The organism is Halomicrococcus pelagicus (assembly GCF_050954125.1).
Genome location: NZ_JBPBWC010000020.1, coordinates 1 through 13153 on the forward strand (window position 1 = coordinate 1; position 13153 = coordinate 13153).

12 protein-coding genes and 2 pseudogenes are annotated in these 13153 nt (G+C 54.0%); 7 read left to right on the plus strand and 7 right to left on the minus strand.

All coding sequences use genetic code 11. From position 1 onward, the window contains the following. Positions 1-96: 96 nt before the first annotated feature. From ACRYA2_RS22560 to ACRYA2_RS22570, 3 genes are all read right to left on the minus strand, one after another. Positions 97-564 (minus strand): hypothetical protein, encoded by a 468-nt coding sequence (locus ACRYA2_RS22560; RefSeq protein ID WP_433633294.1) that lies wholly within the window; start codon positions 562-564, stop codon positions 97-99. Positions 565-933: 369 nt separating this feature from the next. Beyond that, complete coding sequence (locus ACRYA2_RS22565; protein ID WP_433633296.1) at positions 934-1755, minus strand: TrmB family transcriptional regulator; 822 nt, start codon at positions 1753-1755, stop codon at positions 934-936. Positions 1756-2009: 254 nt separating this feature from the next. Continuing rightward, the gene (locus ACRYA2_RS22570) at positions 2010-2315 is read right to left on the minus strand and encodes a hypothetical protein (protein WP_433633298.1); all 306 of its coding nucleotides are present in this window, start codon (positions 2313-2315) and stop codon (positions 2010-2012) included. 415 nt (positions 2316-2730) lie between these two features. Between ACRYA2_RS22570 and ACRYA2_RS22575 the strand changes: the two genes are divergently transcribed. The 5 genes and pseudogenes from ACRYA2_RS22575 to ACRYA2_RS22595 all read left to right on the plus strand — a co-directional run bounded on the left by ACRYA2_RS22575 (position 2731) and on the right by ACRYA2_RS22595 (position 5411). Beyond that, positions 2731-2982 (plus strand): TrmB family transcriptional regulator, encoded by a 252-nt coding sequence (locus ACRYA2_RS22575; protein ID WP_433633300.1) that lies wholly within the window; start codon positions 2731-2733, stop codon positions 2980-2982. 84 nt (positions 2983-3066) lie between these two features. After that, positions 3067-3501 (plus strand): annotated as a pseudogene (locus ACRYA2_RS22580) (TrmB family transcriptional regulator); the annotation flags it as partial. A gap of 195 nt (positions 3502-3696) precedes the next feature. Then, positions 3697-3867, plus strand: a pseudogene (locus ACRYA2_RS22585) (HalOD1 output domain-containing protein); the annotation flags it as partial. 507 nt (positions 3868-4374) lie between these two features. Continuing rightward, positions 4375-4671 (plus strand): DUF7344 domain-containing protein, encoded by a 297-nt coding sequence (locus ACRYA2_RS22590; protein ID WP_433633302.1) that lies wholly within the window; start codon positions 4375-4377, stop codon positions 4669-4671. Between the two features lie 536 nt (positions 4672-5207). Continuing rightward, positions 5208-5411, plus strand: a complete 204-nt coding sequence (locus ACRYA2_RS22595) for a hypothetical protein (RefSeq protein WP_433633304.1) — start codon at positions 5208-5210, stop codon at positions 5409-5411. Between the two features lie 233 nt (positions 5412-5644). Here the strand turns inward: ACRYA2_RS22595 and ACRYA2_RS22600 are convergent, their stop codons facing one another. Next, positions 5645-6412 carry an IclR family transcriptional regulator gene (locus ACRYA2_RS22600; RefSeq protein WP_433633306.1) on the minus strand — a complete coding sequence of 256 codons (768 nt, stop codon included), beginning with the start codon at positions 6410-6412 and terminating at the stop codon, positions 5645-5647. 256 nt (positions 6413-6668) lie between these two features. Here ACRYA2_RS22600 and ACRYA2_RS22605 point away from each other — a divergent pair, with 256 nt between their 5' ends. Beyond that, positions 6669-7766: a Gfo/Idh/MocA family protein gene (locus ACRYA2_RS22605; protein ID WP_433633308.1), complete on the plus strand. Its 1098-nt coding sequence runs from the start codon at positions 6669-6671 to the stop codon at positions 7764-7766. A gap of 82 nt (positions 7767-7848) precedes the next feature. Here the strand turns inward: ACRYA2_RS22605 and ACRYA2_RS22610 are convergent, their stop codons facing one another. Together ACRYA2_RS22610 and ACRYA2_RS22615 are read right to left on the minus strand one after the other, a co-directional pair. Continuing rightward, complete coding sequence (locus tag ACRYA2_RS22610; protein WP_433633310.1) at positions 7849-10068, minus strand: LUD domain-containing protein; 2220 nt, start codon at positions 10066-10068, stop codon at positions 7849-7851. After that, positions 10065-10571, minus strand: a complete 507-nt coding sequence (locus ACRYA2_RS22615; protein ID WP_433633312.1) for an LUD domain-containing protein — start codon at positions 10569-10571, stop codon at positions 10065-10067. The genes ACRYA2_RS22610 and ACRYA2_RS22615 overlap by 4 nt, the downstream gene beginning before the upstream one ends. Positions 10572-10658: 87 nt before the next feature. Here ACRYA2_RS22615 and ACRYA2_RS22620 point away from each other — a divergent pair, with 87 nt between their 5' ends. Continuing rightward, positions 10659-11132, plus strand: a complete 474-nt coding sequence (locus ACRYA2_RS22620; protein ID WP_433633314.1) for a hypothetical protein — start codon at positions 10659-10661, stop codon at positions 11130-11132. Between the two features lie 606 nt (positions 11133-11738). Here ACRYA2_RS22620 and ACRYA2_RS22625 read toward each other — a convergent pair. Continuing rightward, complete coding sequence (locus ACRYA2_RS22625) at positions 11739-13091, minus strand: Nramp family divalent metal transporter (protein ID WP_433633316.1); 1353 nt, start codon at positions 13089-13091, stop codon at positions 11739-11741. Between the last annotated feature and the right edge of the window lie 62 nt (positions 13092-13153).

Genomic DNA, 13153 nt, shown 5'->3' on the forward strand with positions numbered 1-13153 from the left:
AACACCTCAGCTGTATGGGGCGACGAATAGCTCGAACAATCGCTTGTTGGTTACATTTGGAGGCGAGAGCGGGAACACAAGACAACTGCGACACAGTCAGTCATCAGACGTCGATGTGCGTCGTTCAACGCCACTGACAAACACATGTGCTTGCTGTGGCGAGTGATGTTCGATTGTAAGCGAGTCGAGCTCATAGTTGGCAAAGAAGTCGAGAAGCGATGGTTTGGAGGGGAACTGGAGGAGACACCGCCAGAACGTCTGGTCTGCTCGGCCGAACAAGACGATGGCATCGTGGGCGTGAATTGTCTCTACGAAGTGAGCGAGATCACCAGTTAGATCGGTATCCCAGCGGACACTGTATTGGACACGATCATCACACTCGGTTTGCTGTGAAACGGCTTCGACGTCGGGGTCGGTTTCGAGACGCTCGCAGAGCGCCTCACGCTCGGGTCCGTACGCCCAAAATCGCGGGAGGATTCCCATCTCGGTCTCGCCGAGCGTGGCGAATTCGAGATAGGTGGCTGGGCCGAGTGAGAGTGGGCGAGCAAGGTCGAGCTCCTGCATTGGTAGTTGGACCCGATACATACTGTCCTCTCATAAAGTAGAAAGCGAGCGACACGGACAAGTACTGGGGTTGCACTGTCACCCCGCAGGGTTCCTCGTTACCACTCATCACCAGCAGTGACCGAGCTACTTCGAATAAACCAACTGACTAAGCGATTCAGTAAACTGTGTGAAGGCGTCAACCTGACTGGATTCAGGTCTGGTCGTTGCCACTCGGTAGCAGTGGGCAGCGAGAATTTGTTGACTCTCATGTCCCCGCTTCGGACCGTCTTTCATTTTCCATCACCGTCGCACGTGAGCACGCAACGGCCGTGAACTATCAGTCGGAGTGGACAGTGTATGCCTGTCCACTCCCACGGAAAATCCTGCTTAGGTGCCTGGGTCCTCGCTGGCCAACAAGCCTGTCGCCATCAGTCGGCGCACAATTACTACCAGACCGTTCCCGAACCCACGGCCAAATACCGCCTGTTCCTTGCCACTGGCTGGATCAAGCGAACTCACGAAAATTGTTTCCCGATCAACCATGAGCAGGCGCCCAATCGCTGTCTCTTTACGTATAACAGCATTTTCGTCATCATTACTGGGGGCTTTGAGCCAGTCCAGCCCCGTGATGAAGACTTTGGCGTCAAGCCGCTGGTCAATCGCTTCTCGCACCCCTTCCGAGAGCGTGCCGATGATGAGTGAAATATCGTTGGCAGCTGCGTCGCTCAGATGCTCGAACAGCTCCTCAGAGAGAACCTCCTCAGTGCCGATGATAAGCACGATTTCGTCCTCGGCCTCGTCAATCAACTGCTGTGTCCGAGTTGCGATCCCCTCGCTCCCGGATAGCGACCAAACCTCATGCACCGTATCGTCTGCCTCGGCCGTCGACTCCCCCAATCCCTCAACGGCGTCCCGGAGATCGGCGAATCGCGATTCATACTGTTGGCGAAGCGTCTCGACAGCTTCGTCGATCGGGACGGCCCGGAAGTACTGCGGGCTCGAATGTTGGACTTCGACCAGACCGCGTGCTTCGAGGACGCGCGTCGCGTCGTAGACGCGCGTTCGAGGGACGTCGGACTGTTCGCTGATCTGTTTGGCAGTTCCCTTTGGCAGCCGCGACAGGACCACGAAACACTTCGCTTCGTACTCTTTTAACCCGAGTTGTTGCAGCAGGTCGACAGCGTGTTCATATCGCTCGTTTGATGTCATATATCCCAACCACTCTCCGGGTGATGCCGGCGTATTTTCGTTGTTGACGCTCAGTCCACAAGGGACTGACGCTCCTCTCGCTCACCGACGTACGCTGGACCAGTGCAAAAGTCTCTAAACGTCCGGCTCACGTCAGATTAGTACATTGGTGTTGGTACGTTACACGGAGCAAATAGCGGTACAGGACTGCTCGCTAATATATTGGCAAGCCAGCCGTTAGTGGTCAGTCAAAGGCAACCATCGTATGGACGGGATTACCCATTGGGAACGTCATTATCCTCGTTCTGGCTCACCCGAAGAAGTGCTTCAATAGCACCGAACTGGGAACCTTTGGTAATCGTGTTTGTCTCGCGATCCCACACAATCACGTTGTGCTCGGCCAGTTTCGGGAGATGGCAATGCTCGAGCTGGAGCTTGCATGCGCCTGAATACGTCGCGTCGATGTCGAGACCGCCACCATCGTGGACAATGATGTCAGGCGCCTCCTGGTCGATGAGCGCGAGGAGTACTTCTCGACGTTGGCTTTTTCTGAGAAGGTCAAAACGAGTGCTAGTGTTCATCGTTACTTATATATAGAGACTCCTGAACTGCTTCAAAACCAAGTATTTTTATCGAATTGAGCGTTGTGATGAAGTGAGTAACAAGCTCCTCTACTATCCATTTATTCACTAGTAAATCATATACTGCCTTTTATAAATTTATATAACTATATAGGTTGCGATTATCTGTTTTATCATATTGCTCCAACGACAGCGAGAGACATCACTACTGTGACCCACTTAATCACAAAAACTTCTTACCAGCGGGGCCTAACCTCTACATGGCACGTAGATCGGAGGTGTCCCAACCACTCACCACTACGTGTCAACCCTACTACATTCCGTGGTAGGGTTTCAGAACCGAGAAGATCATTCAGGAGTCAGAAAATGGTGCCGGGAGTAGATGTCTGGGAATCCGCTTGATAACCCTAGATCTGTGGCAATCGACCAGCTCGAACAGTTGGGGCTCAGCACGTATGCCGCCCGGACACTCGTCGCCCTTGTAGCCCTTGGCTCTGGCACAGCAAAAGACGTGAGCGAAGTGGCTGATGTCCCGCGAACGCGGGTGTATGACGCGGTCGAAGAACTTCAGGAGGAAGGACTCGTCGATATCCAGCAGTCGACGCCAAAGCAGTTCTGGCCGGTATCAACCGAGACTCTTAGCCGGTCGTTCGAACGAACGTACTAATCTTGGCTTGCCCAACTTAAGACCGCACTTGATACGCTCGATACCGCTCCCCGACGGACCGAGCAGGAGGGTGTTTGGACAGTCACCAGCCAGGAGGCGATCACCGATCGTATCACGGAATTCTTCGCCAGCGCCGAGGATGAAATCGTCTACATGACGGTCGAAGATCTCCTCACGGACGAGATTGTCGACGCGTTGGCTGCAGCAAGTGAGCGTGGCGTCACGATACGACTCGCGGGCATCTCGCCGACCGTGCAGGCTCGTCTCCAGGATGCAATTCCAGGTGCAAAGATGTTCGAGTCACTCTGGGTGTGGTCAGATACGCCGGCAGGTCGACTACTCATGATTGACGGGACGAAGACGCTTGTGAGCGTGCACAACAACGAGTCAGAAATGGCGTCAACAGAGCAGTCTGAGACGGCAATTTGGGGTGCCGGGGAGACGAATAGTCTTGTGGTGGTGCTCAGGGCGATCTTTACGTGGCGGCTCTCACAAACAGATGAGGATGCCGCTCGCTGAACTCGTTGTTACTCGTTTACTCACAATAACTCTAGACGCGTGGAGCTCCTCTAAGCACTCATTATGAGTGGGGAGGAAGACCGCTCTGCGAGTGAACCAACGGCTGGAGACGAACCGCCTGATACCATCCACGCTCACTACGATTGGACAGTGACACCGCCCACTGAGGCTGTGACCGAATAAGTTGCGGATGCCACCAACCAAGATCCAGCAACACTCTATAATCACGTCGAGCCCGACGCACTCACAACACTGCTGACCACGACGAATGGCGATCAGGCGCCTGCCGTCCAAATCGAGATCACCTATCCCGACTATGAGGTCACCCTTCAACGAAACGGGGAGGTCCACCTTCAGTTAGACTGAGCACGTTTTGTCGCTCTACAAGTCCGCCTCTGCAGATTGATAGAGCCAGACAGCGTCTACAGTGGAGGAAAGCCAGAGCTACTCACAATATCCATCGAGTCCTGGAATTTCGATTGAGAACGAGCTACTCTTTGGCGAACACAGATTTGATGCTGTCCGTGGGTGAGTTGAGACGACTCCACATCTGTTGACCGCTGAACTCACCAATCGTTGGCCTAGCTGACTAGAGTGTGTGTTTCCAGCAAGGTGAAAGAGCTTCGTTTCCGATTATCTGGGTGAACACGCTGCTTATCCATCTATAACGCTAAATAGGGAGGACGGAGTCACAGTAAGTGCGTTTGCGCCCCAACGATGGAGGGGCCGCTTGTACAGGATTCACCAGTCGTGAAGGGTTTTCCTTGTTTCTTCGCGTGGGACGTCACGCGGAACGCTCATCGAGTCCAGCCGTTCCGTGAGTTCATTTAGACAACCATGCAACACACTACCAATTCAGCGTCACTCGACACGATGCTTGACGTACTGAGCGACTCACACCGCCGGCGTATCCTACTGGCGGTGTCGGATCATAATCCACGGACTGAAGACGAGTTCACGACGGAGTCGCTCGCTTCGGACGAGGACAATCTCGACCACGTAAAAACGCACCTTCATCACGTCCATCTCCCCAAGTTGGCCGATAAAGGCTATATCGAATGGAACCCCGACACAGAGACGATTCGTCGGGGATCGAACTTCGACGAGATTGCGCCACTTCTGCAATTGATGGCCGACCACGAAGACGAGCTACCCGCCGACTGGCCATAGGGCATGCAGTGGCCTATTTGTGCCACCAACTCCGCACAGATCGAGATAGCAGTCCCGTGGGGAGTTCCACTTTCGTTTCTGAAAGCTACCGTGATCCCACTTGATAGCTAAAGACGCAGGAGCCAGGATGGTTTTGTGGCTGTACGGTGTATTCTGTTCGCTGTGACCAATACTAACCCAACAGCACAGTTTGAAAGCGTCACCGACACGGAGATATCCACTACGGATTGCGCACAGATTGATTCAGGGGTCCCGGGGTGGTTGCACTTCCGTTTATGGATTTGATAGGGAGTAGTATTCTTCTCTCGCTACCATGTTTTTCTTATTATTTTATAAATAAATATTACTATATTTTGGATTTGAATGTCAGCTGTATCTGTAGATAATCTACCAATACTACAACTATTACTTTGATCTAACGGTCTGACATACATCAGATAATCATTCAGCTGTGAATTTTAACATAATAAATATTCCGCTTCAGAGCTCAAGACAGTATCCCCCAAGTAGAGGGCGGACACATAGGCGGGGTACCAATGGCCAGAACCCGTGCGCTTCTCACTGAACGCGATCGCGAACTCATCGCTGAAGAAGGCAAACAAACCCGCCACTACCAGGCCGTCTCAGAAGTTCGTGCCCGCATCACTGAAGAACTCCCGAAAGACATCGAAATACTCTGCAAACACCACCCTGAACTCTTCGAAAAACTCAAAGAGACCATCACCGATCACGACGATTAGCTTATGTCCACAACACTCCTCGCAAACGAGACGGCGAAGCGGCTGCTCATCATTATCACCACGCTTGCCATCGCATATAGGGTTGAATCTGGATGGTTCTCTAGGCGTGCTTGTAATCTGTCTAGGTATCATCTTCTATTGGTATGTCGCGGCTAAACGCTCACCTGCTCTCCGTCGACAGTAATTCCTTTCATCATATCTCCGGAGCCGAATGTTTTGACCTGGGGTGGAAGTCACGAGAAATTAACGTTGAGTTCGATCACGTTCGCAGACTGTTGGAGACGTGCTGGGACTTCTTCTTGGTACCGTGGTTCGGTCATGCGGCTGGTCGGTCCAGAGATACTGATTGCTCCGACCGCGCGGTCATCTTGGTCAAGGATTGGAACCGCTACACACCGGAGTCCCGATAGTCGTTCCTCGTCGTCGAATGCAACGCCTTGATTCGCGATTTCGTCCAGTTCCTCTCGGAGGCGATCCCGATCAGTGGTTGTTTGGTCGGTTGTGCTCGGGAGGCCATGCTCGTCGATAATTTCTGTTACTCTCTCCTCGGGCATGTGTGCCAGTAGTGCTTTCCCAAGCGCTGTATTGTGGAGGTGGACTTGGCGACCAACATGGACGTCAACGTTCACTGCTCGTTCGCCGACGCCACGGTGGAGATAGATGCCGAGTCCATGTTCTTCCACCATCAAATTCGCGAATTCACCGGTTTCGGCTGCGAGTTCGTCGACTTCATTTTTGGCCTCCGAATAGATTTTCCGCTTCTGTCGGGCGTGTGCGCCCAGATCAAGAAATCGAAGCCCGACCGAGTACTCGTTGTCTTGCTTGACGACGTAGCCACTCTCTCGGAGTGTACTGAGATAGTCATGTGCACTACTCTTCGAGATGTCCAACTCTTGAGCGATGGCTGTAACTCCGGCACCGTCCAGTCGTTGCAGCGTTTCGACGATGCGAAGTGTAATCTGAGTAGCTTTGACTGGACTGTTCGCCTGGTAGTTGGGCATATAGGGGCGACAATGGGTCAACCCTAAAAGCATTTTTCATTAGCGGAAATGATTTACTAATACAGAACAACAGATACAACTATACCAATCTACTGGCCATCCAATACGTTTATGAAAGTCGGGTATACATAATTGTGTGTGAGTCTCAACTCCAGACCAGCAGCCTGCTTCTTACTAGACGAGTGCCGCAACGGCATTCCAGATATCAGTCATGGATACTTCCTAGTCCGCAGGCTCAGAACCCAACGGTGTGAAAATGACATATAAAGCAGGTATCATCGGAGCAGGTGGTATCGCCGGCATGGGAATCCTCGGAATGCATGATGAAGAGCGCATTGGCGAAGGGCGAATTCAAGCAAGTCACGCTGGAGGATACGAAGCAACTGACAGAATCGACCTTGTCGCCATTGCGGACGTCGACCAAGAGAAACGAGACAAATTCGGCACTGCGTGGGACATCCCGTCGAGCCACCGATACGACAGTCACGAGTCAATGCTTGACACGGAGAGTCTCGACATTGTTTCCGTTTGTACACCATCGCTCATGCACGCCGACCATACCATCGATGCAGCTCATTCGTCTGCGAATCCAGACATAATCTGGTGTGAGAAGCCGATTGCATCACGGGTCTCCGACGCCGAAGAGATGATTAGAGCGTGCGACGACACCGACACGGAACTCGTCGTGAACCACTCGTTCCGCTTCACTGAAAAACAACAACAGCTCTGTAAACTCATCCAGGACGAGAACCTCCTCGGGGACGTGCAATCAGTTACTGCGCAGTTTCGGATGGAGCTGATGCGGAACTCGACGCATCTCATCGACACGCTAGTACAGCTACTTGACTCACAGGCTCGAAAGGTGAGTGGCTATATCACTGGCGAGAACGAAGCCGTCGACTCCCTCAATGCGGACCGTCGGGTTGACGATGCAGGTGGCGGTGGATTCGTCGTCACAGAGGACGAGACGTTTGTCACACTTGATTGCACGATTCCCAGAGACAGTTCCTCGATGACGTATCAGTTCATCGGCTCCGAAGGGAAACTCTATCTGAACAACGACGACGGTGAGTGGCGGTACTGGCGACTAGAAGACGGAGAGCACATCGAGGAACCACTACCGGGCATCGAGGGAGCGTGGACGTGGGAAAACGACTACACAGAGTCGTTCGGCAATGCGGCAGCACACATCGCAGACCTACTCGATGGTGACGCCGAAAACCGCTCTAGCGGACGTGACGCAGTTCGATCGCTTGAGATCATTATTGCCTTCTACGTCTCGCATGACACTGACGCACACGTCTCACTGCCGCTCTCACAGCCGCTTCAGGACGTCGAAATTACGTCCTGGTAGTATCCTCCCAATCTCTTCTCGGGGATGAATTTCGATGCGAAAAATTCACTAGTATGGCTGGAGGGGGAGATAAAGGCGCCAGTTAGCTCGTGGGGCCGACGAGTTCGAGTGGATGATAGACGGGGCGATCCAAGAGGCTCTGCAGTTGTTCGAGACAGGATGTACCGCTCGCAGCGACCGGTCCATCGACATCGGCGAACTCGACCTGGAGGTCCTCTCCCACGTCGATACTAAGCTCATAGTACTCCGTCTTGTAGCCGAACGAGCCTGCCATCCCACAGCACTCAACGTCAGAGGTGACAACGTCGTAGTCGAGATCGCCAAGCACAGCCTCGGTGTATGCGTCTAGTCCCAGTGTCCGCTGCTGGCAGTGACCGTGGTACGCCACCGTTTGTCCGTTACCATTGACAAGCGTATCTGCGTCAGCGCCGTTCGTGAGAAGACCGTAGACGTATTCGACTACTTCGTAACTTTGCTCCTGAAGGCGGTTGTGACGAACCTCCGGTAGCAACTGTTCGTATTCCCGCTCAAACATGGCGGCGTCGCTCGGTTCAATGACAACGATATCGCACCCCCGGTCGATGTAAGGTTCGAGTGTGTCTGCGACAGTCTCTGCGCGATTCTCGGCGGTAGCGATCATTCCCTGTGAAAGCGGTGCTCGTCCACTCGCCGGAATATCAGGGATATGGATTGAGACATTCAGCGCTTCGAGTGTTCTGATAGCCGCTTTCCCGCGCTCTGTGTGAACATGATTAGTATACGTGTCCGGATAGAGAACAGCCTCGCGGCGGGCTTGTGTCGGTGCGACGTGACTTCCACCACGGTTCTCGAACCAGTCACGGAGTGTTTCACGCTTGAACGCTGGTAGTGACCGACGCTGATCGATACCCAACAGTTCTTCGAAAAGTGTCCGCACAGGTGCCAAGTCAGCTATCCAGTTCGACACCGGTGCTGTCGCGCTCCCTACTTTCGCGACTGTCTCGAAATTCCCAAAGAAACGTTTTCGCAGACTGACGCCGCCCGGCTCTTTGTCAGGAGTAAGACCCTCGACGAGCCAGTCAACCTCCGCGTCTTCGCCGCGATTAATTCGGTCCCGGACGACAGTATTGATCCAGGGAATATCAATCTTCACCGGACAATTGTTGACGCAGCGCGAACAGCCAGTACAGAGGTCATTGAATTCGGCAGCGGCCTCCTCGCCCTCGATACCGGCTTCCCATCCAGTGGCGATACCACCAGTGTACGTCTCACCGCCGAACGCGTGGCCGCCAACGTGCTGGAAGTTCGCACACGAGTTCGCGCAAGCGCCACACCGGATGCAGTACAGTGTCTCTCGGAGCTGGTCGTCCTCGCGCATGGCCATCCGGCCGTTGTCGATGAGTACAAGGTGGAACGCCCGATCATCGGTCCGCTCTTCATCACTATCTTCGTTGATTCCCGTTTGACTGTCGACCTCGAAGTCGAGCGTTGGCGTATCAACTGGCGGAGAGAGAAGTGTGAGGTACTGAGGGATATCCTGTCCGGTTGCAGCCCGGGAGATGAGCTCCATGAACGGTTTGAAATCACCGACAGAGGGAACGAGTTTTTCCACGCCGGCAACGGCGATATGGGTGTCAGGTGTCACTGCAGATTTCCGGGCATTCCCCTCGTTCGTCACGAGCATAAGCGTCCCGCTGTCAGCGGCGATGAAGTTCGCGCCGGTGATGCCGACGTCGGCCTCACAGATGCGCTTGCCCAGAAAATCGCGTGCGAAGTTTGTAAGCTCCTCGGCAGTCTCGAATGGCTCTTCAGGGTCAAACTGCTCGTTGAACAGACGAGCAATCTCCTCCTGCGATTTGTGTAGCGACGGCCCAACGATATGGGAGGGCGTCTCGTCGGCCACCTGTAGGACGAATTCCCCGAGATCCGTCTCCCAAACGTCGGTCCCATCGCGGGCCAGTTGGTCGTTGAGCTCGATTTCCTCGGTGGTCATCGACTTACTCTTAACGACTGTCTCGGCATCGTCGGCGAGTTCAGCGACGAGTTTGCGCGCCTCGGCAGCGTCGTCAGCAAGGTGAACGTGACCACCGTTGGCTGTGACTGCCTCCTCAACCTGCTCAATCAACTCAGGGAGATTCTCAATGGCGTCTTCTTTAGTTGCTCGCGCTTGGTCGCGTAGGTCCTCATACTCGTCGACGCTCTCGATAGCGTTGTACTTCTCTTGGTTGAAGTATGTCGTATTCTCCCAAATTGCGTCGCCTTCAGTATCAAGCAGTGTCCTAATTCGTTGGGCTTTCTGTCGACGCGATTCGGTCTCACTCATTTGTCAGTCACCACCACAACGTGGACAGTTTTCGGACCATGAACTCCGCGTACGAGCGCTCCCATATCGCCCGTTGAACTCGGGCCGGTCGCAAAGACGGCCGAACTGTTTCCTGCTTCGATTTCAGTTTCAAACCACTCTACCGCATCCCCGATGTTCGGCACGATGTCGCTTGCTCGGACGACAGCAATGTGTTGCTCCGGATAGAGGCTGATCGGTTCGTCACCTGCCACCCGCGACTGGATTGCGATCGTGCCGTATTCTGCGATGCCGAGGCCGGCGGGCGTGACGCCCGTTCGTGCTTCACGGATTTGCTCGGGGGACGGATTCGTCGTCACGTTCGACGGCAAGGAAAATTCCTCAAACGGGAGTTTTGCTCCGACCGCTGGTGGAGTGATCGCCGACGAGATTGTTTGTTCGAAATCATTGACCGTCGTTCGAACGGCAGTCGCATCGTGCGACTGGATAGACTGTTCGAAGACGGCGATCTGGTCAGACGCCATATTTCTTGTTACTGGTCGCAGATAGTTAGTAGTTCTCTCCCTCATCTCGAACGTAAGAGTCAAATATGGCTCTCCCAACACTCGCCCATGACCGAAACTAGCACGAAACTCCGCCGCCGAGAGATTCTCTGGTCGTCAGTAGCCGTCGGGGCCTTCTCAGTGACCGGGTGGGCATACTCAAACATCGGCTTCATTCAGAGTTTCTTCCCGCTACTTATCGGTATCTTCGCTTTACGGCGCATCCTCGCGCTCGAAATGGCTGAGGGAGCAGAGGGCAACGACTTGAGCGAGCAATACGAAATCGACCCAGATAGAGAATATACAGCTGACGAACAGATCGAGGTTCTCTCAGAGGTTAAGGGAACATATGGCCAGAAAGGACGTATCTGGGGCGCTCTCACTGGTATCTCTGCGATCATTGCCGCCGTTGCAATTCCTCTATCAGTAGCACTGACGGCTGTCTGTACCGCCGTTGCCGGCTACTGTCTCGTCCGATATGTCCGCATTCGTCGTATCCGCCGGACGCTCGATACACGGATCGAAACGCTTTCACGGGAGTGATTTCCTCCCTACTCGCTTCCTTCAGCTCATTCCTTGAGAGAGGGTCTTAGCACCTGCGTTATCGGAGAGGACGCACTTTGTCGCAGTCGAACTGGCACGGGGAAGAGTAAGGAGTGCACCGCCTGCGACGTTGCGACGGGCAAGGTAGTGTGGATCGGAGAATACTCTGTCCGTCGGACGGGTGCAAAGCGGGTAGGGATGAGGATGTAGTGGTGCACATCCGTTTTCGCGACCTCAGAGGCGTAGGAGTGGGACACTCCGACTCACCGTCGTCAGAAACTGCACTCGCTGTGGATACGGCTCTCTACAAAGTACGTCATTGAAATGGGAAGCCCTACCCTCTAAGAGCGATCCGCGAAAGCGGTGAGCGAGTAGGGTAGTTCACAATAACTGTGTGACAATGACGCTGATCCAGAGTATGGCTAGTATGCCGAGAACGACTACGATTCGGTACTCATCAGGTTCGTTAATGAGATTCATTGCAGATGGATTATTTGCTTCGATCATTAAATAAGTTTGGTAGCCATCGTTGTCAGTGGTCGACCTATGACGCCGACCGAAAAACGATCATGAGTTAGGTAATCCGTGAAACTCTCGCTGTGCTGTTTAGAATGACATCAAGCCGAGGTACTCGATGATAGAGATGACACCTGCGAATGTCAGGAACAGACCCGATGCGACCAGAGCGGCGTAGTAGGTTGTGCTTCCCTGGAATTCAGACGGCAGAGCCGTCTTTTCCGCCCAGAGCATGCCAAAGCACCAAAGTCCACATCCGAAAACGCCGCCGAGGATCGAAGCTGGCGTGACGATGGTGACGGCACTCAGGTCCGACCACATCAGGACTAGACCGAGGCCGCCACAGTAGAGGAATGTCAGTATTCGGGCCTTGGTCATACCGGTGCGTTCCAGTTCCCGGATACGGGAGGAAAACGGCCGGAACGACATCAGCCATGTCCACGTGTATCCTTCCCATAATGCATACATTGTCCCAAAGAGAGCTGCAAAAACACCAACCTCCCACAGGATGTCGAGACCAGGAGCAATACCAGTGAACCAACTAGCCTGGTACGTAAAGAGGTCGAACTCTGACGGGACGAGTCCGTCCTCGTGGAGACTCAGTGCACCTAGCACCATTGCAGCGCCCGTAAAGAACGTGATCGCGGCAAACGATATCAGTACGTCCATCTGCGGGGCCTTGAGCCACGAACGTCCGCGTGTAACGTTGTCTGAGTCTGTATTGAGAGGGGCAGTCTCGCCGGGTTCGAGTTGACGCATGAGGTTCTGGACGTCCTCGGAGTCAGACCGTTTGAACATTCCCCATTCTCGTTCTTTCGAATAGCCGGTGTATCCGATATAGTCGTAGATACCACCGCCGACAGCGCCCATATACGTGACCACTTCAACCCAGACGGCACGCTCTGCGATACTTGGATAATCTTGCTGGACAAACGGCGCGTAGTTCGGAATCTTCGGGACGAGCCCGGCGGCGACGCCACCGAGCGGTGGGGCACTAGCGATCGCGAGTACGGCCATTGAGGCTGACAGGAACCCAACGATGGCTATCTGTGCATTTTCGACGTTGTCGTAGCCGCCTAAGATGACGAGACCAAACGTGACAAATATCATTATGGTCCCGATCCCGGCAGAGGTCGTGTTGTTTACGGGCATTCCGACAATCCACGCCGTGACCTGCCCAAGCATCTTCGAAAGGCCGCCGACCCATGATGGGAACGCCACCAGTGCAAGCAGACCCATCAGTAGCGAGAACCAGCCTCGCGGCCCTGGAAGCTTCGCCCATCTAGACATGATATTTTCGCTGGTGAGCGTTCGATACCGAACGCCGGAGTACAGCATGACCCCTTTCACGAGCCCTGCCCAGACCAATGCCCAGAGAATCGAGAGGCCAAACAACGCACCACCGCGTGGTGCGAAGAAGGTCTCACCGGAACCGAGCGTCATCGAGGCGACGATCGCTCCTGGTCCAAAGTAAAGAAGTAACTTTCGCCAGTTTCGTGATCCTG

Excerpts from the sequence above, each read along its gene's own strand:
- ACRYA2_RS22560 (WP_433633294.1), bottom strand. The coding sequence starts at position 564 with ATGCAGGAGCTCGACCTTGCTCGCCCACTCTCACTCGGCCCAGCCACC.
- ACRYA2_RS22565 (WP_433633296.1), bottom strand. The coding sequence starts at position 1,755 with ATGACATCAAACGAGCGATATGAACACGCTGTCGACCTGCTGCAACAA.
- ACRYA2_RS22570 (WP_433633298.1), bottom strand. The coding sequence starts at position 2,315 with ATGAACACTAGCACTCGTTTTGACCTTCTCAGAAAAAGCCAACGTCGA.
- ACRYA2_RS22590 (WP_433633302.1), top strand. The coding sequence starts at position 4,375 with ATGCTTGACGTACTGAGCGACTCACACCGCCGGCGTATCCTACTGGCG.
- ACRYA2_RS22595 (WP_433633304.1), top strand. The coding sequence starts at position 5,208 with ATGGCCAGAACCCGTGCGCTTCTCACTGAACGCGATCGCGAACTCATC.
- ACRYA2_RS22600 (WP_433633306.1), bottom strand. The coding sequence starts at position 6,412 with ATGCCCAACTACCAGGCGAACAGTCCAGTCAAAGCTACTCAGATTACA.
- ACRYA2_RS22605 (WP_433633308.1), top strand. The coding sequence starts at position 6,669 with ATGACATATAAAGCAGGTATCATCGGAGCAGGTGGTATCGCCGGCATG.
- ACRYA2_RS22610 (WP_433633310.1), bottom strand. The coding sequence starts at position 10,068 with ATGAGTGAGACCGAATCGCGTCGACAGAAAGCCCAACGAATTAGGACA.
- ACRYA2_RS22615 (WP_433633312.1), bottom strand. The coding sequence starts at position 10,571 with ATGGCGTCTGACCAGATCGCCGTCTTCGAACAGTCTATCCAGTCGCAC.
- ACRYA2_RS22620 (WP_433633314.1), top strand. The coding sequence starts at position 10,659 with ATGACCGAAACTAGCACGAAACTCCGCCGCCGAGAGATTCTCTGGTCG.
- ACRYA2_RS22625 (WP_433633316.1), bottom strand. The coding sequence starts at position 13,091 with ATGACGCTCGGTTCCGGTGAGACCTTCTTCGCACCACGCGGTGGTGCG.